Origin of the sequence: Pseudomonas sp. M2(2023) (assembly GCF_030263955.1) — a bacterium.
Taxonomy (GTDB): Bacteria; Pseudomonadota; Gammaproteobacteria; order Pseudomonadales; family Pseudomonadaceae; genus Aquipseudomonas; species Aquipseudomonas asiatica.
Genome location: NZ_CP127114.1, coordinates 1149290 through 1175779 on the forward strand (window position 1 = coordinate 1149290; position 26490 = coordinate 1175779).

Sequence of the window (26490 nt, forward strand, 5' to 3'; positions counted from 1 at the left end):
CGTGTACAAGCTCGCCTTCTTCGTCCCCGCCAGCCACGTCGAAGTGGTCAAGGCCGCTGTGTTCGCCGCTGGTGGCGGGCGCATCGGTGACTATGACCACTGCGCCTGGCAGACGCTGGGCCAGGGCCAGTTCCGCCCGCTGGACGGCAGCCAGCCGTTCCTCGGGCAAACCGGCCAGGTCGAGGCGGTGGAAGAGTGGAAGGTGGAGCTGGTGGTGGCTGACGATCTGATTGCCCAGGTCGTCGCTGCACTCAAGCAGAGCCACCCGTACGAGACGCCAGCCTACGAAGTCTGGCGGCTTGCCGAGTTCTAGACTGCATCAAGGCTATTCGCGGGCAAGCCCGCTCCTACAGGAATATCGCAGTCATAAGAACCTGTGATATCTCTGTGGGAGCTGGCTTGCCGGCGATAGGGCCCTACAATCCAGCCACAATCTCCTTGCCCTGCCCAGGCCGCTTCAACCACCCACAAGCCAGCAACCCCACCTCGAACAGCACCCACATCGGCACCGCCAGCATCGTCTGTGAAAACACATCCGGCGGCGTCAGGATCATCCCCACCACGAAGCAGCCGACGATCACGTAGGGCCTGCTGCGCCGCAATGTAGCCACATCGGCCAACCCCACCCAGACCACGATAAACGTCGCTACCGGGATCTCGAACGCCAGCCCGAACGCCAGAAACAGCGCAAGGATGAAGTCCAGGTACTGGCTGATATCGGTCATCATCGCCACCCCCTCCGGTGTCACGCTGGCAAAGAAGCCGAACATCATCGGGAACACCAGGAAAAAGGCGAAGGCCATGCCGGCGTAGAACAGCACGATGCTCGATACCAGCAACGGCAGGGCAATGCGCCGTTCACGGCGGTACAGCCCCGGCGCCAGAAAGCCCCAGGCCTGGTGCAGCAGTAGTGGCATGGCGATAAACACTGCGCACATCGCAGTCAGCTTGAACGGCGTCAGGAACGGCGAAGTGACGCTGGTGGCGATCATGCTCGCACCTTCCGGCAAGAAGCGCCGCAGCGGTTCGGAGATCAGCGTGTACAACGTCTGGGCGAAGGGGAACAGGCCGGCGAACACCAGCGCCACCAGCGCCAGGCAACGCACCAGGCGTTTGCGCAGGTCGCGCAGGTGTTCGGTCAGCGGCATGCTCGCCACCGGATCCATGGCAATGCTCATGAAAGGTTTTCCTTGGGGGGCGCGACCGTGGCCGCATCATTGGCCGGCTCCGCTTTCAGGCTGATGCCTTGGCGGATCTCCTGTTCCAGGCGCTGCAAAGGCGTACTGTCGAGATTGGGTAGCTCGACAGCGGGCAGTTCGATCTCCCGCTCCACCTGCCTGCGCAGGGCGTGCATGGCCCTGCGCGCCTGGCCCAGGCCGCGCCCGAGGGTGCGTGCCGCCACCGGTAGGCGCTCCGGGCCTAAAACCAACAGCGCGACGATGCCGACCAGCAGCAACTCGCTGAAGCCTACCTCGAACATCAGGGCTGACGATCCGCTTGCGGTTGCTGCGTACCCTGACCTGTCAGCGGGCACTGTTGCTGCACCTGCGTATGCGCTGGGGGAGTGGCGTCGGTGTCACCGCCCATGGACTTGCGAAAACCCTGGATCGCCTCGCCCACATCGCTACCCAGGCCCTTGAGGCGCTTGGTACCAAACAGCAGGAATACGATCAGCAGTACGATCACCAGTTGCCAGATTCCAATGCCACCCATTGCGACCACTCCTCTAAGGTCATGAAAAGGAAAGACAATCCTGCCGCGCGCAGATGACGTACACATGACGAACGGTCACTGCCATCTACCTGCAACACCGGGCGTGTTGACTGGCGTCTTTATTCGGCGACAGAGGCAGGCAAGGATGGGTGGCAGGCAACAGCAGGGCGCGGCCCTGTTGATGGTGATGGTTGTGCTGGCGATGCTGGCGGCGGGCATGGCCTGGCTGGTGGAAGATGGCCGACGCCAGGTCGATGATGTGCGCCTGTTGCACCAGCGGGTGCAGGCGCGCGCGATGGAGCAGGCCGGCCTGGCCTATGCCGAGCAGGCCCTGCGTGACCCCAGCTGGCGGCTTAGCCCGCTGTTCTGGCAGGCCTTGCGCGGGCAGCCGTTGAACTACGATTTTGGCGCCGGCCAGGCGCAGTTGCGGGTGCGCGACCAGCACAGCTGTTTCAACGTCAATGCGCTGCTTGGCGCTGACGGCGAGCGTGCTGCGCGCCAGTTGCGTTACCTGCTGGGCGACGACATGGCTGCCGAGCGCCTGGTCGATGCCCTGGCCGACTGGCTGGATGCCGACAGCGATGCCCGCCTGCAGGGCGCCGAGAGCGCCCAGTACCTGCGCCAGCAACCACCGCGCCTGGCTGCCAACCAGCCGATGCTCGATACCAGCGAGCTGAATCTGCTACTGGAGCCGGACGCCAGCCGCCAGGGCCGTTACCCGATGCTGTGCGCCTTGCCGCAGACCACCGGCTGGCGGCTGAATGCCAATGCCCTGGGGTTGGAGCATCTGCCGTTGCTGGAGGCGCTGTATGAAGGGCGTTATCCGCGCTCGTTGCTCAGCCGCATCATCAGCGGCCGGCCGGCGTCGGGGTATGTGGATGCAACTGCGCTACGCCAGGCCCTGGGGGCGGTGGATGACGAAACCTTCGAGCGCTTGAGCGAAGGGCTGCTGCTGAACAGCGGGTATTTCCTGTTGCAGTTGTCTTTCGCGGAGGAGGGGCGGGTGATACGCAGCGAGTTCCAGGTGGAGGCATTGGGGGTGGTGCAATGGCATGCCCGGGTACCGGCGCAGCAAGTGCGGGTGCGTAGCCGCGAGCCGATAGCCTGGTAAGGGCTGCTCTGCAGCCCAATCGCCGGCAAGCCAGCCACATACGGGAATTGCACGGTATTCAGGACCTGTGATCGTGAGCTGAAACCAGCCGCGTGTACTGATAATCTTGCTAGTTGCGCCTGGCCTCGGAAAGACCAAAACTTTCAGCTCGCCGTCTTGCGAGGCCAAACTTTGTGTCAGTAGCTCTGCGTGCCTATTGCCCTTACGGGCACCACCAAAACCAAGGTAGCTCGGCATTCATGCTTGGCTACAATGGTGAGCGAGAAGACTGCCGTTCCGGCACCTACCTGCTAGGCAATGGTTATCGGGCTTACAGCCCAGCCCTGAGGCGATTTCTTTCACCTGATGGCTGGAGCCCTTTTGGTGCAGGCGGACGAAATGCTTATAGCTATTGCTCAGGAAATCCAGTCATGGGGTCGGATCCAAGTGGTCACGCGGATCTAAGCGGTCTGCGTAAAGTACCGCAAAAGCTATTGAAGCAACCGCGAAGGGCAGGGGCCCAACACGCTCAGCGGCAGACTGCAGCACAGCGTGTGGAGGCACTACGTGCCAGACTACAGCGGCAACAAACACAAGCCGATATGCCCACACAAGCTGTTACGCAAACACTGAGAAACCCTATGGCTCAGCGGGGTACAGAGTATCTGGCTAACCGTCGTGCACCAGCAGGTAGTACAGATCAACAGCTGCCATCGGCCAACGGGGTTCGAACTCCGCCCCGCCATGAAACTGCGGGACCACAGCTACTTGACCTCGATCAGGCAGAGATTCTGTATCAGCAACTTATTGACATTAATCGGCACGAACAAGTCTTTAGTCAGAATATTTCATATGTGGCAGAAGGCACCGAACTACGTTTAGATTATGAGCGAACCATGTCCAATATCAGAGAGCGCGCAGACCAAATCCGTAGTCGACTTGGTGTTGACGCACTCAGTTGGTTTCACTTCTGAGGAAATGGTTTGCCGGTGATTGGGCAGTTCCACGGGTACCGCGCAGCAAGTGCGGGTGCGTGGCTCAAATCCAATAGCCTGGTAGGGTAGCCGGGGCTGCTTTGCAGCCCATCGCGACACAAGGCCGCTCCTACAGGGGAATGCGATCCCTTGTAGGAGCGGCCTTGTGTCGCGATAGGGCCGCAAAGCGGCCCCCGTGCGCAGATCGATCAGGCGGTGCCGATCTCCCCGCCATCGATACGCTGGATCACCACGGTCGCAGCCCGCGGCCTTACCGTGGCACCTGCCGGGGTGGCATCGGTGGCCTTGTCGGTATACGGCCAGTTATCCGGGTGCTGGATGTTGACGAACAGCGTCTTGTTGTCCGGCGTAAAGGTAATCCCGGTCACTTCGCAGCCATTCGGTCCGACGAAGAAGCGGCGCAGGTCCACCTGGTTCTGCGCGTTCACCGGCACCTGCTTGCCGCTGGCATCCACCAGATTGGTGGGGATCACTGCCAGCAGCTGGTCGTTGGTGTAGTCGGTCACGGTGCTCTCGCCGTTGTCGGTCTCGAACCACAACACGCCACGGCTATCGAAGCTCATGCCGTCCGGGCTGGCGAACTGGTTCAGTTCGGTCAGGCCGGAGCGGTTGATGTCGGCGGTGCCCGCAGCGTTGGCGCCGAACACGAAGATGTCCCAGGTGAAGCTCAGCTGGTCGTCGCTGTCGTGCCAGCGGATGATGTGGCCCTGACGGTTCGGGCCGCGCGGGTTGGCTGCATCGACCTTTTCCGGGGTGCGCGCGCTGTTGTTGGTCAGGGTCAGGTACACGTCGCCGTTCAGCGGGTTGACCGTGGTCCATTCCGGGCGGTCCATCGGCGTTGCGCCCACCGCATCGCCAGCACCACGGGTGTTGAGGATGATGCCCGGCAGGTCGCCATACAGCGCACCCAAGGTGCTGCCGCCAGTGGTCGCAGTGCCTACGTCCAGCAGCAGCCAAACGCCAGTGCCGTCGGCATTGAAGCGGGCCACGTACAGCTTGCCCTGGTCAAGGTACTTGGCGCCGGTGGCCAGGCGGTCGGCCGGGTTGGCGTCGGCGGCGTCCCACACCGCGGTGGAAACCCACTTGTACAGGTACTCGTTGTTCGAGTCGTCACCCATGTACCAAACCAGCGGCTTGCCAGCGACGGGCAGGCCCGGGGCGCAGCCTTCGTGGCGGAAACGGCCCAGCGCGGTGCGCTTGGTGGCCAGTGTGGCGCTGTTGTACGGATCGATCTCGACGATGTAGCCGTAGGTGCTGGCTTCGTTGCGGTAGTCGTCGGTAGCGCTGGCGCCTTTTACGGTGACGTCGAAACGGGCGAACTCATCTGCCACTTCGCTGCTGTCACCGGCTGCGGTTTCCCACTTGTACTGGCCGCTGGAGGTACCCACGCCAATGCGGCGCTGGTCTTCAGGGCGGGTACCTTTGTTGACGAAGATGCCTGGCCAGTTCTCTTCACAGGTCAGGTAGGTACCCCAGGGGGTGTAGCCGTTGCCGCAGTTGTTGTTGGTGCCGCGGCAGTGGGTGCCGTCCGGCGAATACTTGGTCTTCACGTGATCGGTGCCGCGCAGGGGGCCGGTTATTTCCATGCGCGAGGCGGTAGTGAAACGGCGGTTGAGCGGGTCGTTGTCGACCACCTGCCAGCGGCCGCCGATTTTCTGCAGGCGCACCACGCCGGCGCCGTGGGCGTTGATTTCCTTGCGCACTTCCTCGACCGGGCGCTTGCCGTTCACATCGGTGACCGGTGCCGGTATCCCTCTGGTCGACGCCCTGGCTACCCTGGAACGGCAACTGCGCCAGCCCGCCCTGCACAGTGTGCTGGTGGCCTTGTGCGGCTCGTTGGCCGAAGGCCTGGGCCTGGCTCGCAGCCTGGCACGTCAGGGGGCACCGTTTACCGGCCTGTACTGCGCGCTGGTCGAGGCCGGCGAGCGGTCCGGCCGCCTGGCCCAGGTGCTGACCCGCCTCGCCGACCATCTGGAGCAGGTTCAACGACAGCAGCACAAGGCACGTACCGCGCTGATTTACCCCGCCGTGTTGATGGGGGTGTCGCTTGCCGTGGTGGTAGGCCTGATGACCTTCGTCGTACCCAAGCTCACCGAACAGTTCGCCCATGCCGGGCAAAGCCTGCCGCTCATTACCTCGTTACTGATCGGCCTGAGCCAAGGGTTGGTGCAGGCCGGGCCCTGGCTTTTGGCGCTGGCCCTGTTGCTTGGAGCGCTCGGCGGCTGGTTGCTGCGCAAGCCGCACTGGTGCCTGCGCCGTGACCAGCTGCTGCTACGCCTGCCACATATAAGCAACCTGCTGCAGGTGCTGGAAAGCGCGCGCCTGGCACGCAGCCTGGCAATCCTCAGCGGCAGTGGCGTGGCCCTGCTCGAAGCCCTGCAAGTGGCCACCGAAACCGTCGGCAACCGGCGTATCCGCCTGGCCATGGAGCAGGTGCGCCAGCAAGTTCAGGGCGGCACCAGCCTGCATCGCGCGCTGGATGCCAGCCAGCAGTTCCCGCCGCTGCTGGTGAACATGGTCGGCAGCGGCGAGGCCAGCGGCACCCTGGCCGACATGCTCGAGCGCGTGGCCGATGACCAGGAGCGCGGTTTCGCCCGCCAGGTCGATACCGCCATGGCGCTATTCGAACCCCTGATGATCCTGGTGATGGGCGCCGTGGTGCTGTTCATCGTGCTGGCGGTGCTGTTGCCGATCATGCAACTCAACCAGGGCCTGCAACTGTGACGACAAGGAGTACTGCCATGCAGCATCGACGTAACCGCCAGCGCGGTTTCACCCTCATGGAAATCATGGTGGTGATTTTCATCATCGGCCTGCTCATCGCCGTGGTCGCGCCCAGCGTGCTGGGCAACCAGGACAAGGCCATGAAGCAGAAGGTGATGGCCGACCTGGCCACCCTGGAGCAAGCGCTGGACATGTACCGCCTGGACAACCTGCGCTTCCCCAGTAGCGAGCAGGGCCTGGCCGCGCTGGTGAAAAAGCCGGCCCAGGAGCCGCTGCCACGGGCCTGGCGCAGCGACGGCTACGTGCGCCGCCTGCCGGAAGACCCGTGGGGCACCCCTTACCAGTACCGCATGCCCGGCGAACATGGCCGGGTCGACGTGTACTCGCTGGGTGCCGACGGGCTGCCGGGCGGCGAAGGCCAGGATGCCGACCTGGGTAACTGGGAACTGTAACGGGTGCGTCGTCAGCGGGGCTTCAGCCTGATCGAATTGCTGGTGGTGCTGGCCATCGCCGGGCTGATGACCGGATTGGTGGTGGCCGGGTTCGGCAACAGCCAGGCCAGTGTCGACCAGGCGCTGCAACGGCTGGCGAGCGAGGCCCGGTCGCAGGCTGCGCTGGCCCGGCATGCCGGGCAGCTGCGCGGGCTGCGCTGGAATGGCCAGCGTCCGGAGTTCGTCCGGCGCGAGGGTAATGGCTGGGTGGTCGAGGCAGTCGCCCTTGGTGACTGGCCCAAGGGGCTGCGCCCGGACTGGCCGGCCAGCCCGCAGCCGCGCCTGTTGTTCACTCCGCATGGCTGGGCGCAACCAGGCAAGGTGTGCTGGCGTTGGGCCGATGGCAGCCAGCAGTGGGCCTGGAGCCGCGATGGCCGCTTGCAGGTGGTGGTCGCCCCATGAAGCGACATCAGCGTGGCTTCACCCTGCTGGAGGTGACCGTGGCCCTGGCGATTGCCGCGGTGCTGGCGGTGATCACCAGCCAGGTTTTGCGCCAGCGCCTGGCGGTGCAGGACAACCTGCAGCAACACCGCCTTGGCCTGCTATGCGCGCGAGAACTGCAAACCCGCTTTGCCGTCGAGCAGTACTGGCCGGCGGAAAACCAGGTTGGCGGTGAACTGAGCCAAGGCGGCCAGCGCTGCCACTGGCAACTGCAACTGCGCCGCACCGGCGTACGCGACCTGCGTCGTGGCGAGCTGCTGTTGTTCGCCGACCGCGACCAGCGCCTGCCGCTAGGCCAGTACACCGTGTTCCTGGAGCGGCCATGAGTTACAGAAACCGTGAAGCTTGTGCGGTCCCTGTAGGAGCGGGTTGCCGGCGATAACACCTGTCTACCAGCGCAAATCCCGCTGCCCTGCCAGCGCCTGCGGTCCAAGCCACTGCACCCCACGCAGCAAAGGCGTCAGCGCCGCCTCCGGCTGCAACTCGACCACCACCTGCGCCCGGCGCGCGGGCAGGTCAGCATCCACGGCCAACTGATGCTGCCCCTGCTGCGCCAACTGCCCGCGCAGGTGCCAGCCGCTGCGGCAGTCCATTTCCAGCCAGCCCTGCCCCAAGCCCAGTGACCAAGGCTCGCTCAGGGCAAGGTCGGTTACCGTCATGCGGCCTTCGCTGGCACGGCATTGCCGCCCTGCCCCCTGCACCCGCAACGTGCCCTGCCACTGGCCGGCCAAACGGTAATCCGTCGCCACCGTCGCCTGGGCCCCCATGGCCGTCGCCTCCAGCCGCCAACGCCATGGCCAGCCTTCGGCGCGCAACTGCCAGGCCTGGCTCTGGAAGCCGAGCTGCGCGTTCGCCTGCATGCGCCAGGGCTGCACCACCCAACGCAATGGCCCGACCGGCCCCAGTTGCTGCGCCTGGCCTTGCCACAGGCTGCCGCTGACCTCACGCGCAGGCAGGCCTATCCCGCGCACCACCCAGCTAGCCGGTAGTTCCACCAGCAATGTCACGGTGAATACCAACAGCACCCACGCCACACTTCTTCGGCTCATGGCCGCACCACCAGGTCGAAGCGCAATCTCTTTTCATGCTGTTCCAGCCCCCACTGCAATGGCTGTACGCCTTCTGCACGCAGGGTCTGCAACCAGCCCTGCAGCACTCGCTCGTCGGCCACCTGCCCACGCAGTTGCCAGGTCTTGCCCTGCGCATCGACCTCGGCCAGTTCGATCTGCCGCGCCTGGGCCGACTGGCGTAGCCGCTCCAGGCTCAACCCCGGGCCGCCTTGAAGGCTGGCCGCCTGTTCGGCCAGCCCGCGCCACTGGCTGAGCTCGCGCCATTGCTCAAGGCCTGCGCGCAGGGACAGGAAGGCCAGCAAAACAGCAATCAGTAGCCAGGCGAACTTCAAACGGTGACGCTGTATCCAGTCCCGGTTCATGAGGCTGCTCCCAGGTCGAACACCACTTGGCCGTCCTGCACCTGGACAGAGGCCCCGGCGGCTGTCGCCATGTCGCTCCATGGCGGCGCACCGCCCTCGCCTTCCAGCCGCAAGTGCCAGCGCTGGCCATCGAAGCGCACCGCTTGCAGGCGCCAGCCGGGGTGGTCACGCAGCCAGGCCTGCAACGCAGCCTGCAGGTCTTCGAGCTGGCGCGTGCGCAGCTGCTGTTGCAATTCACTTTCGCGCAGGCGTTTGAGGGCCTGCGCGGCGTGCCGGGGGCTGGCCTGCTCACCGGTCACGGCGATGACCTGGCTGCGCCAGAGTTGCGCCTGGGCCCACTGCTTGCTCAACCACAGCCCGCCCCAGACGGCAGCCAGTACCAGGCAGGCCGCAAGCAACCGTTGCTGCAGCCGGGACACCACCGGCAGCGAACGCACCTTGCGGGTACGCTCGAACAGGCCGGGCAATGAATCGAGCGGTGCCAGCGTACTGGGCCAGTCGCCGCTCAGCGAAACCTTTTGCAGCTCCGCCCACGGTTCCTTGTACTGGTCGGTATCACTGTCACCGCGCCACAAGTCCTTGCGGTGGCGAACCTGCTCTTCGGTGTGCTGGCTGTCGATGCCGGCAGCGATGGCCAGGTTGGCGCCGCTGTCGAGGGTCAGCTCATTGCCAGCATCCACCTTGGCAGCCACCAGGCGCATGTCGTCAGCGGATTGCAGCAGCACGCTGTCCTTGCCTTGCAAGCGGCTGCCCTGTTGCTGCTGCTGGGTGGTGGTAGTTTCGCGGTTGTAGGTTTCGCGGGTGACGAACAGGAACTTCTTGTTCCAGCTGTCGCTGTCGCGCTCGATGTTCTCGCGGGTTGTGGCATCCAGAGTGAGCTTCTTGCCCGCCTTGGCCTCGATTCGCCGAGCCTGCCCATCGACGGCTTCGAGTGTCAGGTCATCGGCAGCGGTCAGCCGCAGATCGCCCTGTTCGCTATGCAGTTCGACGGGGCTGTCGGCCTTGCCGCTGACCTGCAGGGCGCCGGCCGACTGGATGTCGACCCCGTCGATGCCAAGCAGCTGCGATGCCCCCACACGCACACCAGCACCTTCTGCGGTGCTCACCACGCGAATGCGCCCGGCGCGCATGGCACCGAACAGGCTGGCATCGATGCTGGAAGGGGTGCCGGGCAGGTGCTCGACAATTTCGCCGCTGCTGCTGTCGATACGGTTGCGACCCACTGTGATATCGATGGAGTTGCGCGCCATCAGCAGCCCTTTGCTGTCCACGCGCGGGGCAATCAGCTCGAGGGCGCCGTTGGGGTTTCGCTGGCCGCCCTCGAGCACTTGCAGGGTACCGCTGGCGTTGAGCGTGTCGAGGTACTTCAGTTGCTGGCCCTCGAACTCGGGGGTACCCACCACGAAGCCGGCGCGTGTGGTGTTGATGAAACTGCCGCCGTTGAGGGTGATGCCATTGGGGTTGGCCAGTATGTAGTCGGCCGGGCGGCCGAAGATTTCCTGCGGCCCTTCGATCAGCGAGGCGTTGCGGCTGACCACCTCGTTGAGGATGGTCGAGGCGGCCTGGCCCTGGAATTGCGGGTTGGCCGCCAGGGCACCGGCCAGTTCCGACTGCCCGGCCTGGGTGGCATTGTTCAGCACCAATCCTGAACGGTCGACGTTGTAGTCGAGGAACTGGTTGTGCGACAGCCCGTTGGCGTTTGGCGCGACAATATCGATGACCGGGACGCCGTGGCCGTCGTTGATGACCGGTGTACCACCGGGGCCGCTGGTTGCTGCCAGGCCGCCCTGGGCCAGTGCGGCGCCGGGCCCGAGCAGGGCGAGGAAGATGGCCCAGCGCAAGGTATCTGGGCGGGAAGACGACTGCGAGAGTGTTTGCATGTTCTCGTTCTCTTTGTTGTGGGTGAATCAGATGTTCAGGGCCAGTTCCACTACCCAGAAACCGGGTTCCAGCAGCGGGCGGGGCGAGTCGCTGGCGTACAGTGCCCGTTGGTAGCCCAGGCGCAGGTGGCTGCCGGGCAGGCTCAGTTCGGCACCGGCAGTGGCCCCGGCGAGGCGTTGTGAAGGCTTGCCTTCGGCAGTGCGGGTCCAGCCCAGGTCCAGGCCGATGTAGGGGCGTACCTGCAGGGGAGCCGTCCAGCGCTCCGGCAGCGGCTGACTGACGGTGTTGCGCCAGACGGCGCTGCTGGCACCTGAGTAGGTACGCAGGCGAAACCCGCGCACGGCCGAATCGTCGCTGGCCAGCAACTGCTCGACGGCGGGTAGCGGGTCACTGCTGTATTGCAGAGCCAGTTCGCTCTGCCAGCGCCATGGGTGGCTGGCCGGGCCCTGGCGCAGGTGCAGCAGGTTGGCGCGGTACTTGCGAAAATCCGGGCGCAGGCGTTCCGCTCCCAGCGGTGAGCGGTCGGCGCCGAAGGCATCGACGCCCTGGGCGACACCGAGGTAGCCATTCCACAGGCCGCCCTGGAGCCACAGCAGGTTGATACCCGCTTCCAAGGAGACCAGGGTGGGGCTCTGCTGGACGATCACCGCGCCCGCGCTGCGGTTGACCATCTGCTTGCGGTCCAGCCGGGCGCTGGCGCTGAGCATGCCTTGCTGGTTGCGCCACAGCACCCGCTCGACGCTCAGGCCCTGGTAGCTGCTGCTGCCGTCGGCTACCTGGCGGCTGTGGGGGAGCGGCGCCTCGTAGCGCAGCTCGCTGGCGCTGAGCGCGAAGGTCCAGGCGCCGTAGGGGATGCTGTAGTACAGCGAGATGCCTTGGCTTTGCCCGGGCGCATCAAGCACCGTGCCGTACAGCGACAGGCGCAGGTCATCATTGAGGCCCAGCGGGCTGTCCAGGCCGAAGCCTAAGTTCAGGCGATGACGCCCGGTCAGGTCGCTGCCGCGGTTGTCGAAGCGGCTGTCCAAGTGCCCGCGCGAGGCCACCTTGCGCGGCTGCACGACAACCCGGGTGCCGCCCTGCAGTTCGCCGGGCAGCAACTCTGCGGACAGGTCATAAGCGCGCAGCCGGTTGAGCTGGTCGAGGCCTTGCTCCAGGGCTGGCAGGAACAGTGGCTGCCCGAGCAGGCCGGGAAACGCGCCGGGGAGCGACAGGGGCAACTCGGGGCCGGCCATTTCGATGGACTCGACGAACCCCTCGACGATGACCAGATTCAGCGGTGCGCCGTTTTGTGGAGGTTGCTGCAGGTAGGGCCGGCTGGTCGGGTATCCGGCTTGCACATAGCGCTGGGTGATGGCTTTCAGCAGCCCGTTGATTTCCGCGATACCCATGCACGGGGTAATGAACCTGCGGAGGGTTGGCGTTAGCGCCGAGTCGGAAAGCTCGCGGTTGCCGGCCACGCGTACGCCGGTGATGGCCCAGCAGCGCTGGTCGTGCGGGAGGGGGGCGGTGGTGTCGTGGCTTTCAGCCGGGGCGGGCTGGCGCTGCCAGCGTTCCAGGCGCTGTTGCTGTTCCAGCTGTCGCAGCCCGCGCTGCTGATCGCGCAGTTGCTGGCTGGCCGGGTCGTCGGCCAACGCCTGTGGTGCGGCCAGCAAACCTGACAGGCAGCAGGTGAGCGCCCAGCAGGTGGCGCGATGAATGTGGAACGGCATTGAAGCACCCCGCAAATGATGTACGGATTTCGTACTCGTCTGCGTGGATGCTAAAAATTAAGGGGTTCGCCTGGATGCAGTACCCGGCCTAAGCGCTTGTAGGGCGCGTTCTTGCCTGATGGTGGGAAGCTTCCTACAGCATCAGTTGAAAGGCCCGCTATCAGGGCCGAATTTCGATCAACGTGCCATCCCGCACCAGGTCCCACACTTCCTGCATGTCGCGGTTACGCATGGCAATACACCCATCCGTCCAGTCCAGGGTGTGGAAGTACCACTCCGGATACTCGTCGTTGATCGGCGTGCCATGGATCATGATCATGCTGCCGGCACTCACCCCTTCACGAGTGGCACGGGCCGCGTCGTTGATGTTCGGGTAGTTGATGTGTATGGCCAGGTTGAAACGGTCGCTTTGCTTACGCCAGTCCAGCCAGTAAAGGCCCTCGGGGGTTTTCTTGTCGCCTTCGCGCTCCTTGGCACCCTTTGGCTGCTTGCCCAGCGAGATGCGGTAGGTCTTCAGCGGTTCGCCACGGCTGATCAGTTGCAGACGGCGCTCGGACTTGATCACCAGCACCTTGTCGATCAGCGGTTGCATGGCCTGCTGCGAAGGCGACGGGGTTTGCACTGCCGGCTGGGGCTTGCGGATGATGGTCTCGGTGAAGGCCGCCTGGGACACCGAGGTAACGCAAAGGCAGAAAAGGGCAAGCAACCAGCGCATGTAACGGTATCCCTAAAGGCTTCTAGGTGGTGGGCGAGACGTTCATCGGCGGCAGGTATTCATGGCCTATGGGGTAGTGCTGCCCGATGCGATCGCGATAGTAGCATTCTAGTGTGCGAGTGACGGTGCGGAAAGCCAGCTCGCCCCACGGAATCTCATGTTCCTCGAACAGCCGCACCTCCAGGCTTTCGACACCGACAGCGAAATCAAGGTCCGCAAGCTCGGCGCGGAAGAACACGTGCACCTGGTTGATGTGTGGCAGGTCGAACAGCTGGTACAGGCTCATGCTGCCGACCCGGGCGCAGGCCTCCTCGACGGTTTCGCGACGGGCGGCCTGGTCCAGGGTTTCGCCGTTTTCCATGAAACCGGCGGGCAGGGTCCAGAAGCCGCGGCGTGGCTCGATGGCGCGCCGGCACAGCAACACCTGGCTGCCCCAGGTCGGCAACACGCCGGCGACGATGTTGGGGTTCTGGTAGTGGATGGTCTGGCAAACCCCGCAGACATACCGCAGGCGGCTGTCGCCCTCGGGGATCCGCTGAGTGACCGGCTGGCCGCACGCGCTGCAGAATTTCATGTGTCGTTCCTTTTGCTTCGGGCTATCTTGGCGCGCCGGCCGTGCCGTCGCAAGCGCACGGGGCTTGGGTGCTTCGCGCCTTTGGTGCATCATGCAAGGCAGGCCTTGGATATGAGCGTGCGCAATGCTGGACGAGCTACTTCGCCGAATGAGCAACCACCAACCCGCATCACTGGAAACCGACCGGCGGTTCCCCGAAGCGGCGGTCCTCTTGCCCATTACCCGCAGCGAAGCGCCCGAGCTGGTCCTGACCCTGCGCGCCAAGGGCCTGTCCACCCACGGCGGCGAAGTGGCCTTTCCCGGTGGCCGCCGCGACCCGGAAGACCCGGACCTGGTGTTCACCGCGCTACGTGAAGCCGAAGAAGAAATCGGCCTGCCACCAGGCCTGGTGGAAGTGATCGGCCCGCTCAGCCCGCTGATTTCGCTGCACGGCCTGAAAGTGACGCCATTCGTCGGGCTCATCCCCGATTTTGTCGAATACCGTGCCAATGATGCCGAGATCGCGGCAGTATTCACCGTGCCGCTGGAATTCTTCCGCCAGGACCCGCGCGACCATACCCACCGTATCGATTACCAGGGGCGCAGCTGGTATGTGCCCAGCTATCGCTATGGCGAATACAAGATCTGGGGGTTGTCGGCGATCATGATCGTCGAACTGGTCAACCTGCTGTTCGATGCCGGCATCAGCCTGCACCAGCCCCCTGAGCGTTACATCGAAAACTGAGCGGGGCCAACCCCGTCGTCTGCGTTGCAGCCTGAGGAGCAAGCATGAAATACCGCCTGGGCGACCTGCGGGTCGAGAGCCACCCCACCAGTTGGGCCGCACCCAACGCCACGCTGATCGGCAAGGTGCGCCTGCAGGCCGATGCCAGCGTGTGGTTTGGCGCGGTGCTGCGCGGGGACAACGAGCTGATCGACATTGGCGAAGGCAGCAACGTGCAGGATGGCACGGTGATGCACACCGACATGGGCTCGCCGTTGACCCTGGGCAAGGGCGTGACCGTTGGCCACAACGCCATGCTGCATGGTTGCACGGTGGGCGACTACAGCCTGGTTGGTATCAATGCGGTGATCCTTAATGGCGCGCGCATCGGCAAGCATTGCATCATTGGCGCCAATGCGCTGATTGCAGAAGGCAAGGAGATCCCCGACGGTTCGCTGGTGGTGGGTTCGCCGGGCAAGGTGGTGCGCGAGCTGACCGAACAGCAGAAACGCATGCTCGAAGCCAGTGCCGCGCATTACGTGCACAATGCCCAGCGTTATGCACGGGAGTTGGTGGTTGATGATGAGTGATGTAGTGGAGCGCCCGGTAGCCTCGCCGTGCGTGAGTATCTGTGCGTTGGACGAGCAGGATATCTGCACAGGTTGCCAGCGAACCGTGGCCGAGATCGGCCGCTGGGGGCGGATGGACAACGACGAACGCCGGGCGGTGCTCAAACTTTGCCATGAAAGGGCAGTAGAGGCCGGCCTCATCCTGTAGGGCTGACTCGCCCCCCCTGTGGGAGCGGGTTCACCCGCGAACACCGGCGCAGCCGGTGCCATCCACCGTGTTGGATTCTTCGCGGGTGAATCCGCTCCCACAGGTACTGCGCAGCCCTCGAACCTGAAGCTGTACCTTTGAGAGCGGGTTTACCCGCGAACCAGCCAGCGGTAATCTGTGCGGCTTGCCCACAGACTACCCGCCATGTTCTATCTGATTGCCTACATCAGCAGCGTAGTGCTGATCAACTACGCCTTCTCCAGCGCGCCACACCTGGACATCATCTGGTCCGCCTGGGGCGGCCTGGTGTTCATCCTGCGCGACATGGTGCAAACCCGCTTCGGCCATGGCGCTCTGGTCGCCATGCTGGCGGCGCTGGTGCTGTCCTACGTCACCTCGGAACCGGCCATAGCCCTGGCCAGCGCCACCGCCTTCTTCATTTCCGAACTTATCGACTGGCTGGTGTTCAGCATCACCCGCCGACCGCTGCGCGACCGCCTGTGGCTGAGCTCGGCGCTGAGCATCCCGGTCGACACCTTCATCTTCTTCGGCATGATCGGTGCCCTGACCCCAGCCGTGATCGGCACCGCCATGGCCTCGAAATTCGCTGGTGTCACCGCCGTGTGGCTGGCCATGGCATTTCGCGCCCGGCGGGCCGCCGTGGCGGGTTGATGGTGTAGAATAGCGCTCCTTTTTCAGCGGGCGGCGCCAAGCCTGGTGCGGCCCCGGACGCCTTCGAGGACCTGAAATGACCCGTATCGGAACCCCCTTGTCGCCCACCGCGACCCGTGTACTGCTCTGCGGCTGTGGCGAGCTGGGCAAGGAAGTGGTGATCGAGCTGCAGCGCCTGGGCGTCGAAGTGATCGCCGTCGACCGCTACGCCAATGCCCCGGCAATGCAGGTGGCGCACCGCAGCCACGTGGTCAACATGCTCGATGGCGTGGCCCTGCGCGCGGTGATCGAGGCCGAGAAGCCGCACTACATCGTCCCTGAAATCGAAGCCATCGCCACCGCCACCTTGGTCGAGCTGGAAAACGAAGGTTTCAACGTGGTGCCGACCGCCCGCGCCACCCAGCTCACCATGAACCGTGAAGGCATCCGCCGCCTGGCTGCCGAAGAGCTGGACCTGCCAACCTCGCCGTACCACTTCGCCGACACCTACGAAGACTACGCCAAGGCCGTGGCCGATGTCGGGTACCCGTGCGTGGTCAAACCGGTGATGAGCTCGTCGGGCAAGGGCCAGAGCCTGCTGCGCAGCGATGCCGACTTGCAGAAGTCGTGGGCCTACGCCCAGGAAGGCGGCCGCGCCGGCAAAGGCCGGGTCATCGTCGAGGGCTTCATCGACTTCGAATACGAAATCACCCTGCTGACCGTGCGCCACGTCGGTGGCACCACCTTCCTCGAGCCAGTCGGCCACCGCCAGGAGAAGGGTGACTACCAGGAATCGTGGCAGCCGCAGGCCATGAGCCCGAAGGCGCTGGCCGAATCGCAGCGGGTGGCCAAGGCGGTCACCGATGCCCTGGGCGGTCGTGGCCTGTTTGGCGTGGAACTGTTCGTGAAGGGCGACCAGGTGTGGTTCAGCGAAGTCTCGCCACGCCCGCATGACACCGGCCTGGTGACCCTGATTTCCCAGGACCTGTCGCAGTTTGCCCTGCATGCCCGTGCCATTCTTGGCCTGCCGATTCCGGTAGTGCGCCAGTTCGGCCCTTCTGCTTCGGCGGTGATCTTGCCCGAGGGGCAGTCGCAGCAGACCAGCTTTGCCAACCTGGGTGCGGCGCTGAGCGAGCCGGATACCGCCATTCGCCTGTTCGGCAAGCCGGAAATCAACGGTACCCGCCGCATGGGCGTGTGCCTGGCGCGTGATGAGTCGGTCGAAGCGGCGCGTGCCAAGGCGACCCATGCTTCGCAGGCGGTCAAGGTCGAGTTCTGATCCGATTGGGGCTGCGTTGCAGCCCTTCGCGGGCACGCCCGCTCCCACAGGTTTCGGCGCTACCCCTGTGGGAGCGGGCGTGCCCGCGAAGGGCCGCAACGCGGCCCCAATTACTTACAGCTGCGTATTGCGGGTCTCTTTCAGGCACAGCACGGCAATCAAGCTGATCAACGCCGCCACCGACACATAACCCCCCACCCAGCTCAACCCACCCATGCTCACCAGCTTCTGGGCAAAGAACGGTGCCGCCGATGCGCCGACGATGCCGCCCAGGTTATAGGCCGCCGAAGCGCCGGTATAACGCACGTGGGTCGGGAACAGTTCAGGCAGCAGTGCCCCCATCGGCGCAAAAGTCACGCCCATCAGGAACAATTCGATGGCCAGGAACAGCGCCACACCTGCGGTCGACCCCGAAGTCAGCAGCGGCTCCATGGTAAAGCCCGAGGCCACTGCCAGCAGGCCGCCGACGATCAGCACCGGTTTGCGCCCGTAGCGGTCGCTGAGCCAGGCCGACAGTGGTGTGGCCAGGGCCATGAACACCACCGCGAAGCACAGCAGGCCAAGGAACGTTTCGCGGCTGTAGCCCAGCGTGGTCACGCCATAGCTCAGCGAGAACACCGTGGAGATGTAGAACAGCGCGTAGCACACCACCATCGCCGCTGCGCCCAGCAGGGTCGGCAGCCAGTATCTGGAAAACAGGTCGACCACCGGCATTTTCACCCGCTCGTGGCGGGCGACGGCCTTGGCGAACACCGGGCTTTCTTCCAGCTTCAGGCGCACATACAGGCCCACCAGGACCAGCGCGGCGCTGAGCAGGAACGGAATGCGCCAGCCCCACTCGCGGAACTGCTCGTCGCTGAGCACCAGGGCCAGGGTCAGGAACAGGCCGTTGGCGGCCAAAAAGCCGATCGACGGGCCCAGCTGCGGGAACATGCCGAACCAGGCGCGCTTGCCTTCGGGCGCGTTCTCGGTGGCCAGCAAGGCCGCGCCACCCCATTCGCCACCCAGCCCCAGGCCTTGGCCAAAGCGCAGCAGGCAGAGGATGATCGGCGCCCATACACCAATGCTTTCATATCCTGGCAGCACACCGATGGCCGTGGTGGACACGCCCATCAGCAGCAGCGAGGCGACCAGGGTCGACTTGCGGCCGATACGGTCGCCAAAGTGGCCGAACAGTGCCGAGCCTAGCGGGCGCGCCAGGAAGGCGATACCGAAGGTGAGGAAGGCCGCCAGCATCTGCGCGGTGCCTGACCCGGACGGGAAGAACACCGGGCCGATCACCAGGGCGGCGGCAGTGGCGTAGACGTAGAAATCGTAGAACTCGATGGCGGTGCCGATGAAGCTGGCGGTGGCTACCCGCGCGGGCGAGTTGACCGGCGCGGCAGGCGCTTCGGCATAGGTGCTGCTGGTTGTCATTGAATAGGTCCCTGACAGTCTGGTCCGGCTCCATTGGGATAAGCCCCGCGGCGTGCAATGCAAAAGGGCAGGCACGGTGGCGCGGGCGCCGGAGCGTTTTGTTGTTGTGTGCGCCCGACTGACGATAGCCCAAGGGGGATAGGGGCGGGGGCGGGCACTGTTCGGGGTGTTGAAGCAGGACCGCGGGGCGTGTCAGTGGAGCGGACTGGCCGTGGAGCGCCGGGTGCGGGTAGCAGGCGGGACGGCGGGGCTGGGTAAGCGTGACCCGAGTATAGCTATCGGGTCACGGTCCACACCAGTACCTTGCTGGCACAATTGTCCTCTGTTTCGAGGATTTCCAGGCGATAGCGGCCGATCTTCAGGCAAACGGCGCTTTCCGGGATACTTTCCAGCGCTTCGGTGACCAGCCCGTTGAGGGTTTTCGGCCCGCCGTCGCAGGGCAGGTGCCAGCCCAGACTGCGGTTGATTTCACGCAGCGAAGCGGTGCCGTCAATGACGAAAGTGCCATCGGGCTGTGGGTGCACGTGGGGGTTGTCCAGGCTGTGTTCATCCTCGAACTCGCCAACGATCTCTTCGAGGATGTCTTCCAGGGTGACGATGCCCAGCACCTCGCCGTATTCGTCCACCACCACGCCCAGGCGGCGCTGCTGCTTGTGGAAGTTCAGCAGCTGCATTTGCAGGGGCGTGCTCTCGGGTACGAAATAGGGCTCGTAGCAGGCGCCGAGCAGCATCTCCAGGGTCAGCTCGGCCTTGGGCAGCAGGTGGCTGATCAGCTTGGTATTGAGGATTGCTTCAACCTGGTTGATGTCGCTGTGGTACACCGGCAGGCGGGTGTGGCGGCTGACGATCAGTTGCTCGATGATGCGCTCGATCGGCTCGTCGAGGCTGATGCCGTCCACTTCGTTGCGCGGTACCAGGATGTCGTTGACGGTCATCTTGTCCAGTGACTGCAGGCCGTCGAGCAGGCCGTGGCGCGGTGCTTCGTGTTCCTCATCCTCGTCGAATTCGTCGGCTTCCTGCGGGTGCAGGGCCACGGCCGTGGGTTGCACGCGGAACGGACGCAGGATCAGCTTGGCCATGCCATCCAGCAGGCAGGCCAGCGGTTGCAGCAGGGCGAGGGGTACTTTCAGCAGGCTGGTGCCGAGGCTGACGAACGCTTGCGGGTTGCGCCGGGCCAGGCGCCGCGGCAGGTATTCGGCAAACACCAGCAGGACGAGGGTGGCGGCCAACCCGGCCAGCCAGAAGCCGTGCTCGCCGCTATGGCGCTGGCCGAGCAGGCAGGCCAGGCCCAGCACCAGCAGCTTGCCCAGGCTGGCGCACAGCACCAGGGCCTGGGCCGGCAGCACGGGCTGGCCGTCCTCGCCGGTGCGCAGCGTGCCATTGAGTTGCAGGCGGGCGGCGTCCACCGCGGTGAACAGCGCCGACCACAACAGGGCCAGTGCCAGGGTGCCGAATAGCGGTGCGTACGGCAGGGTATCCATGGGCGGCCGTCAGATATGCAGGATGAATTCGCGAACCAGCTTGCTGCCGAAATAGGCCAGCATCAGCAGGCAGAAACCGGCCAGCGTCCAGCGGATGGCCTTGTGGCCACGCCAGCCCAGGCGGGTGCGGCCCCACAGCAGCACGCTGAACACCACCCAGGCGATACAGGCCAGCAGGGTCTTGTGTACCAGATGCTGGGCGAACAGGTTGTCGAGGAACAGCCAGCCGGAGATCAGCGACAGCGACAGCAGGCACCAGCCAGCCCAGAGGAAGCCGAACAGCAGGCTTTCCATGGTTTGCAGCGGCGGGAAGTTGCGGATCAGCCCGGACGGGTGCTTGTTCTTCAGTTGGCGGTCCTGCAGCAGCAACAGCAGGGCCTGGAACACCGCAATGGTGAACAGCCCATAGGCCAGGATCGACAGCAGGATATGCGCGAGGATACCGGGCTCTTCGTTGACCAGCGGCACCGTGCCGGGGGGCGCGAACTGGGCCAGCAGCGCGGTCACCGCGCCCAGCGGGAACAGCAGCACCAACAGGTTTTCCACGGGTATGCGCAAGCAGGCCAGCAGGGTCAGGGCGATGACCGCCACGGCGATCAGGCTGGCGGCACTGAAGAAGTCCAGGCTCAGGCCCAGCGGGGTGATCAGCTGGAAGAACAGCGCACCGGCCTGGGCGAGTACCGCGAAGGCACCCAGCAGGGCAAGCAGGCGCTTGTCGGCCTTGCGGTTCTGGGCAAGGTAAGAGCCCTGGTAGATGGCCGCAGCTATATATAGGCCGGCGGCGATCAGGTTGGGGATGAGGCTGGGTGAGGAGAACATAAGTCCTGGTTGGCGAGCCTTAAAGAGACGGAGTTTGGCATAGATCGCGCTGGTCTAGGAAGACTGGCGGACCGCGGTACGGCATTCGCGGGTGAACCCGCTCCCACAGGTACGGCGCCGGTTTCGAATGTGGTGCAGGCCCTGTGGGAGCGGGTTCACCCGCGAAGAGGCCGGCACAGCCACCGAATATCTACCAGGCCGCCAGCAAGGTGTGCGCCGCCGCCGCACTTCGCTATAATCGCCGCCTTGCTGTGCCCGGCGGGTATGCATTCCCCCCTGGGCGCCTGACAAACCTCGGCTTTTACTGGGCCTGAAAGGATCACCATGTTCGAAAACCTGACCGACCGCCTGTCACAGACGCTGCGCCATGTCACCGGCAAGGCCAAGCTGACCGAAGACAACATCAAGGACACGCTGCGCGAAGTGCGCATGGCCCTGCTCGAGGCCGACGTTGCCCTGCCGGTGGTCAAGGATTTCGTCAACAGCGTCAAGGATCGTGCAGTCGGCACCGAGGTGTCGCGCAGCCTGACCCCGGGTCAGGCGTTCGTGAAGATCGTCCAGGCCGAGCTGGAAAGCCTGATGGGCGCGGCCAACGAAGACCTCGCACTGAACGCCGCTCCGCCAGCCGTGGTGCTGATGGCCGGCCTGCAGGGTGCCGGTAAGACCACCACCGCCGGCAAGCTGGCGCGCTTCCTCAAGGAGCGCAAGAAAAAGAGCGTGATGGTGGTGTCCGCCGACGTCTACCGCCCGGCGGCGATCAAGCAGCTGGAAACCCTGGCCAACGACATCGGCGTCACCTTCTTCCCGTCCGACATCAGCCAGAAGCCGGTGGCCATCGCTGAAGCGGCCATCCGCGAAGCCAAGCTGAAGTTCATCGACGTGGTCATCGTCGACACCGCCGGCCGTCTGCACATCGACGCCGACATGATGGACGAGATCAAGGCACTGCATGCCGCGGTCAAGCCGATCGAGACCCTGTTCGTGGTCGACGCCATGACCGGCCAGGACGCCGCCAACACCGCCAAGGCCTTTGGCGAGGCGCTGCCGCTGACCGGCGTGGTGCTGACCAAGGTCGACGGTGACGCCCGTGGCGGTGCCGCGCTGTCGGTGCGTGCCATCACCGGCAAGCCGATCAAGTTCATCGGTATGGGCGAGAAGACCGAAGCCCTCGAACCGTTCCACCCCGACCGCGTCGCCTCGCGCATCCTCGGCATGGGTGACGTGCTCAGCCTGATCGAGCAGGCCGAGCAGAACATCGACAAGGCCAAGGCCGACAAGCTGGCCAAGAAGCTGAAGAAGGGCAAGGGCTTCGACCTCGAAGACTTCCGTGACCAGCTGCAGCAGATGAAGAACATGGGCGGCCTCGGCGGCCTGATGGACAAGCTGCCGAGCATCGGCGGGGTCAACCTGTCGCAGATGGGCAACGCCCAGGGCGCCGCCGAGAAGCAGTTCAAGCAGATGGAAGCGATCATCAACTCCATGACCCCGGCCGAGCGCCGTGATCCGGAGCTGATCAGCGGCTCGCGCAAGCGCCGCATTGCCATCGGTTCCGGCACCCAGGTGCAGGACGTCGGCCGCCTGATCAAGCAGCACAAGCAAATGCAGAAGATGATGAAGAAATTCTCCGCCAAGGGCGGCATGGCCAAGATGATGCGCGGCCTTGGCGGGATGCTGCCGGGCGGCGGCATGCCGAAGCTGTAACCCCTATTCCGGGGGCCTGCCGTTTGTCCGGCAGGCGTCCAGAACCCCCGCCGTGGCGGGGCAATGGCCGCGGATTTCGCGGCTCAACCGGCAGATCTGGACGGCAGGGCAGGGCCTTGCCGAAAAAGTCATTTGCAAATGTCCGTGTATTCCCCGAGAATATGCGGCCTTTTGGGCACCCGTGTGCCTATTTGGCATTCAGATTTGCAGTACCAGCTGCTGTATCAACTGCAGCACCGACTATAGGAACGATGTTCACATGGTAACCATTCGTCTGGCCCGTGGCGGCTCGAAAAAGCGCCCATTCTACCACCTGACCGTGACCAACTCGCGTAACGCCCGTGACGGCCGTTTCGTTGAGCGCGTAGGTTTCTTCAACCCGATCGCTGCTGGCGCCGAAGTCAAGCTGTCGGTCAACCAAGAGCGCGTCAACTACTGGCTGAGCCAGGGTGCACAGCCGTCTGAGCGCGTTGCTCAGCTGCTGAAGGACGCTGCCAAGGCTGCTGCCTGAGTAGTATGAACGCGACGCCAGAAAAGGCTGACGACCTCATCGTCGTTGGCAAGATTTTTTCGGTTCACGGCGTTCGCGGCGAGGTGAAGGTGTATTCCTTTACCGATCCGATTGAAAACCTGTTGGATTATCCGCGCTGGACGCTTCGGCACGAAGGCAAGGTAAAGCAGGTCGAGCTGGTCAACGGTCGTGGCTCCCAGAAGGGCCTGGTCGTGAAGCTGAAAGGCCTCGATGATCGCGATGAAGCCCGTCTTCTGAGCGGTTACGAAATCTGCATTCCGCGGAGCCTTTTGCCCAACCTGGCTGCTGACGAGTACTACTGGTACCAGTTGGTCGGCCTGAAGGTCATCAACCAGGACGAACAACTGTTCGGCAAGGTCGATCACCTGTTGGAGACCGGTGCGAACGATGTAATGGTGGTCAAGCCCTGCGCAGGCAGCCTGGATGATCGCGAGCGTCTGTTGCCCTATACGGCGCAATGCGTGCTCGACGTCGACCTGGAAGCAGGCGTGATGCGGGTTGAATGGGACGCGGACTTCTAAACGATGGGTAACCTTCGCGTAGACGTCATCACGTTGTTCCCCGAGATGTTCTCGGCCATCACGGAGTACGGCATTACCAGCCGCGCGGTGAAACAGGGGTTGCTTCAGGTGACTTGCTGGAACCCGCGGGACTACACCACAGATCGTCACCACACGGTGGATGATCGGCCGTTTGGCGGTGGTCCGGGCATGGTAATGAAAATCAAGCCTCTGGAAGACGCCCTGGTTAGCGCCAGGCAAGCGACCGGAGCAGCGGCGAAGGTGATCTACCTTTCGCCACAAGGCCGCAAGCTGACTCAGCAGGCGGTCAAAGGCCTGGCCGAACAGGAATCGTTGATCCTGATCGCCGGTCGTTATGAAGGCATCGACGAGCGCTTTATCGAGGCTCATGTCGATGAGGAGTGGTCGATTGGCGACTATGTGCTTTCCGGTGGCGAGCTGCCGGCCATGGTACTGATCGATGCGGTTACACGGCTGCTGCCCGGAGCTTTAGGGCATGTGGACTCGGCGGAAGAAGATTCCTTCACCGACGGTCTGCTCGATTGCCCGCACTACACCCGACCTGAGGTGTATGCGGATCAGCGTGTTCCCGACGTGTTGCTAAGTGGCAACCATGCACACATCCGGCGTTGGAGAATGAAGCAGTCCCTTGGTAGGACCTTCGAACGACGCGCCGATCTTCTGGAAAGTCGCTCGCTTTCTGGAGAAGAGAAGAAGCTGCTCGAGGAATATCTCCGCGAGCGGGACGATAGTTAAACGTATCGATGGTGGATCACGTATCCATCTTAGGAGCACAGCATGACCAACAAGATCATCCAGCAGCTCGAAGCCGAGCAGATGAGCAAGGAAATCCCGACCTTCGCACCAGGCGACACCGTTGTCGTTCAGGTTAAAGTGAAGGAAGGTGAGCGTTCCCGTCTGCAGGCGTTCGAAGGCGTCGTTATCGCCAAGCGTAACCGCGGTCTGAACAGCGCCTTCACCGTGCGCAAGATCTCCAGCGGCGTTGGCGTAGAGCGTACCTTCCAGACCTACAGCCCGCAAATCGACAGCCTGGCCGTGAAACGTCGTGGTGACGTGCGTAAAGCCAAGCTGTACTACCTGCGCGACCTGTCCGGCAAAGCCGCTCGCATCAAGGAAAAACTGTCCTGAGTGCAGTTTGCCCGGTGGCCGAGGCCGCCTAGCGAGAAAAAAGCAGCCTTCGGGCTGCTTTTTTGCGTTTTGACCCCCCGAAGATGTGATTGCCATGACTACCCGAGACCAGGAAATCCTGCGCCGCACAGAGCTGTCGGTGACCCGCGTGACCAAGGCGGTGTTCCCCAACACCACCAACCACCACAACACCCTGTTCGGCGGCACCGCCCTGGCCTGGATGGACGAAGTGTCGTTCATTGCTGCCACGCGCTTCTGCCGCCTGCCACTGGTGACCGTGTCCACTGACCGCATCGACTTCAAGCACCCGATACCGGCGGGCTCGATCGTCGAGTTGGTGGGGACGGTCATCAAGGTGGGTAATACCAGTTTGCAGGTGCAGGTGGATGTGTTCGTCGAGAACATGTACCTGGATGGGCGCGAGCGAGCGATTCACGGGGTGTTCAGCTTCGTCGCCATCGACGAGGACAAGCGGCCGGTGCCGGTTTTGCCCCAGGCCTGAGTTCTCCTGCACTGGCCCTTTCGCGGCTAAAGCCGCTCCCACAGGGATCGCACATACCTCAAGGGCGGTGATATCTCTGTGGGAGCGGCTTTAGCCGCGAAGAGGCCAGTACAGACAACAATTATGCTGCTGTGAAACACTAAGCCACCTCCAACACCCAGCAGCCCCGAATGCCCGCCCTAGACCACCCCCTGATCGACCAGTTCCTCGACGCCCTGTGGCTTGAAAAGGGCCTGTCCGACAACACCCGCATGTCCTACCGCAGCGACCTGGCCCTGTTCAACGGTTGGCTGCAGGAACACGGCGTCAGCTTGCCCGACGCCGGCCGCGACCTGATTATCGACCACCTGGCCTGGCGCCTCGACCAAGGCTACAAGCCGCGCTCCACGGCACGCTTCCTGTCCGGCCTGCGCGGTTTTTTCCGCTACCTGCTGCGGGAAAAGCTGGTGGCCATCGACCCGACCCTGCAAGTCGACATGCCGCAACTGGGCAAGCCGCTGCCCAAGTCGTTGTCCGAAGCCGACGTCGAAGCCTTGCTGCAGGCCCCGGACCTGGGCGAAGCCATTGGCCAGCGTGACCGCGCCATGCTCGAAGTGCTTTACGCCTGCGGCCTGCGGGTCACCGAACTGGTCAGCCTGGCCCTCGACCAGGTCAACCTGCGCCAAGGCGTGCTGCGGGTGATGGGCAAGGGCAGCAAGGAGCGCCTGGTGCCCATGGGCGAAGAGGCGGTGCTTTGGTTGCAGCGCTACCTGCGCGATGGCCGCGCCGAACTGCTCAATGGCCGTCCCAGCGATGTCTTGTTCCCCAGCCAGCGTGGCGAGCAGATGACCCGCCAGACCTTCTGGCATCGCATCAAGCACCATGCCCGGGTCGCCGGTATCGACAAACCGCTGTCGCCGCATACCCTGCGCCATGCCTTCGCTACTCATCTGCTCAACCATGGTGCCGACCTGCGCGTGGTGCAGATGCTGCTGGGCCACAGTGACCTTTCGACCACGCAGATCTACACCCATGTCGCCAAGGCCCGCCTGCAGCAATTGCATGCCCAGCACCACCCGCGTGGATGAATGTTTTTCATGTTCCGCCGACCGGTCCTTGCAAGGCCCTTCACCGGCGGTGTGATGTGGTAGGCTTGAGCGGTTTGCACCAAGGGCCGCACGGTCACCGCGTATTTTCCGCAGGTGGCGCCCTCCG

General features: G+C 64.1%; 28 protein-coding genes and 5 pseudogenes. 19 read left to right on the top strand and 14 right to left on the bottom strand.

Annotated elements, in window-relative coordinates; all coding sequences use genetic code 11:
• The first annotated feature begins 1 nt into the window (after position 1).
• Positions 2–313 (top strand): YqfO family protein, encoded by a 312-nt coding sequence (locus QN085_RS05315; protein WP_013971160.1) that lies wholly within the window; start codon positions 2–4, stop codon positions 311–313.
• 103 nt (positions 314–416) lie between these two features.
• Here QN085_RS05315 and tatC read toward each other — a convergent pair whose 3' ends face one another.
• Genes tatC through tatA form a run of 3 tightly spaced genes read right to left on the bottom strand, consistent with a single transcriptional unit; the run spans position 417 to position 1713 of the window.
• Positions 417–1178, bottom strand: a complete 762-nt coding sequence (gene tatC / locus QN085_RS05320; RefSeq protein ID WP_013971161.1) for a twin-arginine translocase subunit TatC — start codon at positions 1176–1178, stop codon at positions 417–419.
• On the bottom strand, positions 1175–1480 hold the full coding sequence (gene tatB, locus QN085_RS05325) for a Sec-independent protein translocase protein TatB (RefSeq protein ID WP_024086372.1): 306 nt from the start codon (positions 1478–1480) through the stop codon (positions 1175–1177). Before tatB ends, tatC begins: the two co-directional genes overlap by 4 nt.
• Positions 1480–1713 (bottom strand): twin-arginine translocase TatA/TatE family subunit, encoded by a 234-nt coding sequence (gene tatA, locus QN085_RS05330; protein WP_013971163.1) that lies wholly within the window; start codon positions 1711–1713, stop codon positions 1480–1482. Before tatA ends, tatB begins: the two co-directional genes overlap by 1 nt.
• A gap of 145 nt (positions 1714–1858) precedes the next feature.
• Between tatA and gspK the strand changes: the two genes are divergently transcribed.
• Together gspK and QN085_RS05340 are read left to right on the top strand one after the other, a co-directional pair.
• Complete coding sequence (gspK, locus tag QN085_RS05335) at positions 1859–2824, top strand: type II secretion system minor pseudopilin GspK (protein ID WP_023662533.1); 966 nt, start codon at positions 1859–1861, stop codon at positions 2822–2824.
• Between the two features lie 191 nt (positions 2825–3015).
• A pseudogene (locus QN085_RS05340) lies at positions 3016–3276 on the top strand (RHS repeat-associated core domain-containing protein); the annotation flags it as partial.
• 710 nt (positions 3277–3986) lie between these two features.
• On the opposite strand, the pseudogene QN085_RS05345 reads toward QN085_RS05340, so the two are convergent.
• Positions 3987–5540: pseudogene (locus QN085_RS05345) on the bottom strand (PhoX family protein); the annotation flags it as partial.
• Between QN085_RS05345 and gspF the strand changes: the two are divergent.
• From gspF to QN085_RS05365, 4 genes and pseudogenes are all read left to right on the top strand, one after another.
• Positions 5530–6522: pseudogene (gene gspF / locus QN085_RS05350) on the top strand (type II secretion system inner membrane protein GspF); the annotation flags it as partial. The pseudogenes QN085_RS05345 and gspF overlap by 11 nt on opposite strands.
• A 17-nt stretch (positions 6523–6539) precedes the next feature.
• Complete coding sequence (gene gspG / locus QN085_RS05355) at positions 6540–6974, top strand: type II secretion system major pseudopilin GspG (protein WP_013971171.1); 435 nt, start codon at positions 6540–6542, stop codon at positions 6972–6974.
• Positions 6975–6977: 3 nt separating this feature from the next.
• Positions 6978–7415, top strand: a complete 438-nt coding sequence (gspH, locus tag QN085_RS05360; RefSeq protein ID WP_024086378.1) for a type II secretion system minor pseudopilin GspH — start codon at positions 6978–6980, stop codon at positions 7413–7415.
• Positions 7412–7780 (top strand): type II secretion system protein GspI, encoded by a 369-nt coding sequence (locus tag QN085_RS05365; protein ID WP_015269126.1) that lies wholly within the window; start codon positions 7412–7414, stop codon positions 7778–7780. Before gspH ends, QN085_RS05365 begins: the two co-directional genes overlap by 4 nt.
• A 63-nt stretch (positions 7781–7843) precedes the next feature.
• Here QN085_RS05365 and QN085_RS05370 read toward each other — a convergent pair whose 3' ends face one another.
• The 7 genes and pseudogenes from QN085_RS05370 to QN085_RS05395 form a co-directional block, all read right to left on the bottom strand.
• The gene (locus QN085_RS05370; protein ID WP_024086381.1) at positions 7844–8503 is read right to left on the bottom strand and encodes a type II secretion pathway protein GspN; all 660 of its coding nucleotides are present in this window, start codon (positions 8501–8503) and stop codon (positions 7844–7846) included.
• Positions 8500–8886: a type II secretion system protein GspM gene (gene gspM, locus QN085_RS05375; RefSeq protein ID WP_023663552.1), complete on the bottom strand. Its 387-nt coding sequence runs from the start codon at positions 8884–8886 to the stop codon at positions 8500–8502. Before gspM ends, QN085_RS05370 begins: the two co-directional genes overlap by 4 nt.
• Positions 8883–9422 (bottom strand): annotated as a pseudogene (locus tag QN085_RS25835) (type II secretion system protein GspL); the annotation flags it as partial. The gene gspM and the pseudogene QN085_RS25835, both read right to left, overlap by 4 nt.
• A pseudogene (locus tag QN085_RS05380) lies at positions 9423–10766 on the bottom strand (filamentous hemagglutinin N-terminal domain-containing protein); the annotation flags it as partial.
• Positions 10767–10793: 27 nt separating this feature from the next.
• Positions 10794–12476 (bottom strand): ShlB/FhaC/HecB family hemolysin secretion/activation protein, encoded by a 1683-nt coding sequence (locus QN085_RS05385; protein WP_013971178.1) that lies wholly within the window; start codon positions 12474–12476, stop codon positions 10794–10796.
• A gap of 160 nt (positions 12477–12636) precedes the next feature.
• Positions 12637–13191: a L,D-transpeptidase family protein gene (locus tag QN085_RS05390; RefSeq protein WP_013971179.1), complete on the bottom strand. Its 555-nt coding sequence runs from the start codon at positions 13189–13191 to the stop codon at positions 12637–12639.
• 22 nt (positions 13192–13213) lie between these two features.
• Positions 13214–13765, bottom strand: coding sequence for an NUDIX hydrolase (locus tag QN085_RS05395; protein ID WP_013971180.1), 552 nt, complete (start codon positions 13763–13765; stop codon positions 13214–13216).
• A gap of 124 nt (positions 13766–13889) precedes the next feature.
• Between QN085_RS05395 and QN085_RS05400 the strand changes: the two genes are divergently transcribed.
• The 5 genes from QN085_RS05400 (at position 13890) to purT (ending at position 17175) form a co-directional block, all read left to right on the top strand.
• Positions 13890–14489: a CoA pyrophosphatase gene (locus tag QN085_RS05400; protein WP_003252125.1), complete on the top strand. Its 600-nt coding sequence runs from the start codon at positions 13890–13892 to the stop codon at positions 14487–14489.
• A 44-nt stretch (positions 14490–14533) separates the two neighbouring features.
• Positions 14534–15058 carry a gamma carbonic anhydrase family protein gene (locus QN085_RS05405; protein ID WP_013971182.1) on the top strand — a complete coding sequence of 175 codons (525 nt, stop codon included), beginning with the start codon at positions 14534–14536 and terminating at the stop codon, positions 15056–15058.
• The gene (locus QN085_RS05410) at positions 15048–15245 is read left to right on the top strand and encodes a DUF1289 domain-containing protein (protein ID WP_013971183.1); all 198 of its coding nucleotides are present in this window, start codon (positions 15048–15050) and stop codon (positions 15243–15245) included. Before QN085_RS05405 ends, QN085_RS05410 begins: the two co-directional genes overlap by 11 nt.
• A gap of 204 nt (positions 15246–15449) precedes the next feature.
• Positions 15450–15917 (top strand): 7-cyano-7-deazaguanine/7-aminomethyl-7-deazaguanine transporter, encoded by a 468-nt coding sequence (locus QN085_RS05415; protein WP_003252131.1) that lies wholly within the window; start codon positions 15450–15452, stop codon positions 15915–15917.
• A 76-nt stretch (positions 15918–15993) separates the two neighbouring features.
• Positions 15994–17175: a formate-dependent phosphoribosylglycinamide formyltransferase gene (purT, locus tag QN085_RS05420; RefSeq protein WP_023661835.1), complete on the top strand. Its 1182-nt coding sequence runs from the start codon at positions 15994–15996 to the stop codon at positions 17173–17175.
• A gap of 114 nt (positions 17176–17289) precedes the next feature.
• Here the strand turns inward: purT and QN085_RS05425 are convergent, their stop codons facing one another.
• The 3 genes from QN085_RS05425 to QN085_RS05435 form a co-directional block, all read right to left on the bottom strand.
• The gene (locus tag QN085_RS05425) at positions 17290–18591 is read right to left on the bottom strand and encodes an MFS transporter (RefSeq protein ID WP_023663601.1); all 1302 of its coding nucleotides are present in this window, start codon (positions 18589–18591) and stop codon (positions 17290–17292) included.
• A 275-nt stretch (positions 18592–18866) separates the two neighbouring features.
• Complete coding sequence (locus QN085_RS05430; RefSeq protein ID WP_024086384.1) at positions 18867–20072, bottom strand: transporter associated domain-containing protein; 1206 nt, start codon at positions 20070–20072, stop codon at positions 18867–18869.
• Positions 20073–20081: 9 nt separating this feature from the next.
• A complete protein-coding gene (locus QN085_RS05435) occupies positions 20082–20891 on the bottom strand; it encodes a cytochrome C assembly family protein (RefSeq protein WP_013971188.1) in 810 nt (269 codons plus the stop codon).
• Between the two features lie 324 nt (positions 20892–21215).
• On the opposite strand from QN085_RS05435, the gene ffh reads away from it, so the two are divergent.
• The 7 genes from ffh to xerD all read left to right on the top strand — a co-directional run bounded on the left by ffh (position 21216) and on the right by xerD (position 26363).
• Positions 21216–22592, top strand: coding sequence for a signal recognition particle protein (gene ffh, locus QN085_RS05440; RefSeq protein ID WP_013971189.1), 1377 nt, complete (start codon positions 21216–21218; stop codon positions 22590–22592).
• Between the two features lie 259 nt (positions 22593–22851).
• Positions 22852–23103, top strand: a complete 252-nt coding sequence (gene rpsP / locus QN085_RS05445; RefSeq protein WP_003259424.1) for a 30S ribosomal protein S16 — start codon at positions 22852–22854, stop codon at positions 23101–23103.
• 5 nt (positions 23104–23108) lie between these two features.
• On the top strand, positions 23109–23645 hold the full coding sequence (gene rimM / locus QN085_RS05450; RefSeq protein ID WP_013971190.1) for a ribosome maturation factor RimM: 537 nt from the start codon (positions 23109–23111) through the stop codon (positions 23643–23645).
• Between the two features lie 3 nt (positions 23646–23648).
• Complete coding sequence (gene trmD, locus QN085_RS05455; protein WP_003252146.1) at positions 23649–24401, top strand: tRNA (guanosine(37)-N1)-methyltransferase TrmD; 753 nt, start codon at positions 23649–23651, stop codon at positions 24399–24401.
• Between the two features lie 42 nt (positions 24402–24443).
• The gene (rplS, locus tag QN085_RS05460) at positions 24444–24794 is read left to right on the top strand and encodes a 50S ribosomal protein L19 (protein WP_003252148.1); all 351 of its coding nucleotides are present in this window, start codon (positions 24444–24446) and stop codon (positions 24792–24794) included.
• Between the two features lie 94 nt (positions 24795–24888).
• The gene (locus tag QN085_RS05465; protein WP_023660491.1) at positions 24889–25296 is read left to right on the top strand and encodes an acyl-CoA thioesterase; all 408 of its coding nucleotides are present in this window, start codon (positions 24889–24891) and stop codon (positions 25294–25296) included.
• Positions 25297–25466: 170 nt separating this feature from the next.
• Positions 25467–26363: a site-specific tyrosine recombinase XerD gene (gene xerD / locus QN085_RS05470; protein ID WP_013971192.1), complete on the top strand. Its 897-nt coding sequence runs from the start codon at positions 25467–25469 to the stop codon at positions 26361–26363.
• Positions 26364–26490 lie beyond the last annotated feature (127 nt).

Excerpts from the sequence above, each read along its gene's own strand:
- rplS (WP_003252148.1), top strand. The coding sequence starts at position 24,444 with ATGACCAACAAGATCATCCAGCAGCTCGAAGCCGAGCAGATGAGCAAG.
- QN085_RS05425 (WP_023663601.1), bottom strand. The coding sequence starts at position 18,591 with ATGACAACCAGCAGCACCTATGCCGAAGCGCCTGCCGCGCCGGTCAAC.
- trmD (WP_003252146.1), top strand. The coding sequence starts at position 23,649 with ATGGGTAACCTTCGCGTAGACGTCATCACGTTGTTCCCCGAGATGTTC.
- QN085_RS05395 (WP_013971180.1), bottom strand. The coding sequence starts at position 13,765 with ATGAAATTCTGCAGCGCGTGCGGCCAGCCGGTCACTCAGCGGATCCCC.
- QN085_RS05430 (WP_024086384.1), bottom strand. The coding sequence starts at position 20,072 with ATGGATACCCTGCCGTACGCACCGCTATTCGGCACCCTGGCACTGGCC.
- tatA (WP_013971163.1), bottom strand. The coding sequence starts at position 1,713 with ATGGGTGGCATTGGAATCTGGCAACTGGTGATCGTACTGCTGATCGTA.
- QN085_RS05410 (WP_013971183.1), top strand. The coding sequence starts at position 15,048 with ATGATGAGTGATGTAGTGGAGCGCCCGGTAGCCTCGCCGTGCGTGAGT.
- gspK (WP_023662533.1), top strand. The coding sequence starts at position 1,859 with ATGGGTGGCAGGCAACAGCAGGGCGCGGCCCTGTTGATGGTGATGGTT.
- rpsP (WP_003259424.1), top strand. The coding sequence starts at position 22,852 with ATGGTAACCATTCGTCTGGCCCGTGGCGGCTCGAAAAAGCGCCCATTC.
- gspG (WP_013971171.1), top strand. The coding sequence starts at position 6,540 with ATGCAGCATCGACGTAACCGCCAGCGCGGTTTCACCCTCATGGAAATC.
- QN085_RS05400 (WP_003252125.1), top strand. The coding sequence starts at position 13,890 with ATGCTGGACGAGCTACTTCGCCGAATGAGCAACCACCAACCCGCATCA.
- ffh (WP_013971189.1), top strand. The coding sequence starts at position 21,216 with ATGTTCGAAAACCTGACCGACCGCCTGTCACAGACGCTGCGCCATGTC.
- QN085_RS05365 (WP_015269126.1), top strand. The coding sequence starts at position 7,412 with ATGAAGCGACATCAGCGTGGCTTCACCCTGCTGGAGGTGACCGTGGCC.
- QN085_RS05390 (WP_013971179.1), bottom strand. The coding sequence starts at position 13,191 with ATGCGCTGGTTGCTTGCCCTTTTCTGCCTTTGCGTTACCTCGGTGTCC.
- tatB (WP_024086372.1), bottom strand. The coding sequence starts at position 1,480 with ATGTTCGAGGTAGGCTTCAGCGAGTTGCTGCTGGTCGGCATCGTCGCG.
- purT (WP_023661835.1), top strand. The coding sequence starts at position 15,994 with ATGACCCGTATCGGAACCCCCTTGTCGCCCACCGCGACCCGTGTACTG.
- rimM (WP_013971190.1), top strand. The coding sequence starts at position 23,109 with ATGAACGCGACGCCAGAAAAGGCTGACGACCTCATCGTCGTTGGCAAG.
- QN085_RS05370 (WP_024086381.1), bottom strand. The coding sequence starts at position 8,503 with ATGAGCCGAAGAAGTGTGGCGTGGGTGCTGTTGGTATTCACCGTGACA.
- QN085_RS05405 (WP_013971182.1), top strand. The coding sequence starts at position 14,534 with ATGAAATACCGCCTGGGCGACCTGCGGGTCGAGAGCCACCCCACCAGT.
- gspM (WP_023663552.1), bottom strand. The coding sequence starts at position 8,886 with ATGAACCGGGACTGGATACAGCGTCACCGTTTGAAGTTCGCCTGGCTA.
- tatC (WP_013971161.1), bottom strand. The coding sequence starts at position 1,178 with ATGAGCATTGCCATGGATCCGGTGGCGAGCATGCCGCTGACCGAACAC.
- xerD (WP_013971192.1), top strand. The coding sequence starts at position 25,467 with ATGCCCGCCCTAGACCACCCCCTGATCGACCAGTTCCTCGACGCCCTG.
- QN085_RS05465 (WP_023660491.1), top strand. The coding sequence starts at position 24,889 with ATGACTACCCGAGACCAGGAAATCCTGCGCCGCACAGAGCTGTCGGTG.
- QN085_RS05385 (WP_013971178.1), bottom strand. The coding sequence starts at position 12,476 with ATGCCGTTCCACATTCATCGCGCCACCTGCTGGGCGCTCACCTGCTGC.
- QN085_RS05435 (WP_013971188.1), bottom strand. The coding sequence starts at position 20,891 with ATGTTCTCCTCACCCAGCCTCATCCCCAACCTGATCGCCGCCGGCCTA.
- QN085_RS05415 (WP_003252131.1), top strand. The coding sequence starts at position 15,450 with ATGTTCTATCTGATTGCCTACATCAGCAGCGTAGTGCTGATCAACTAC.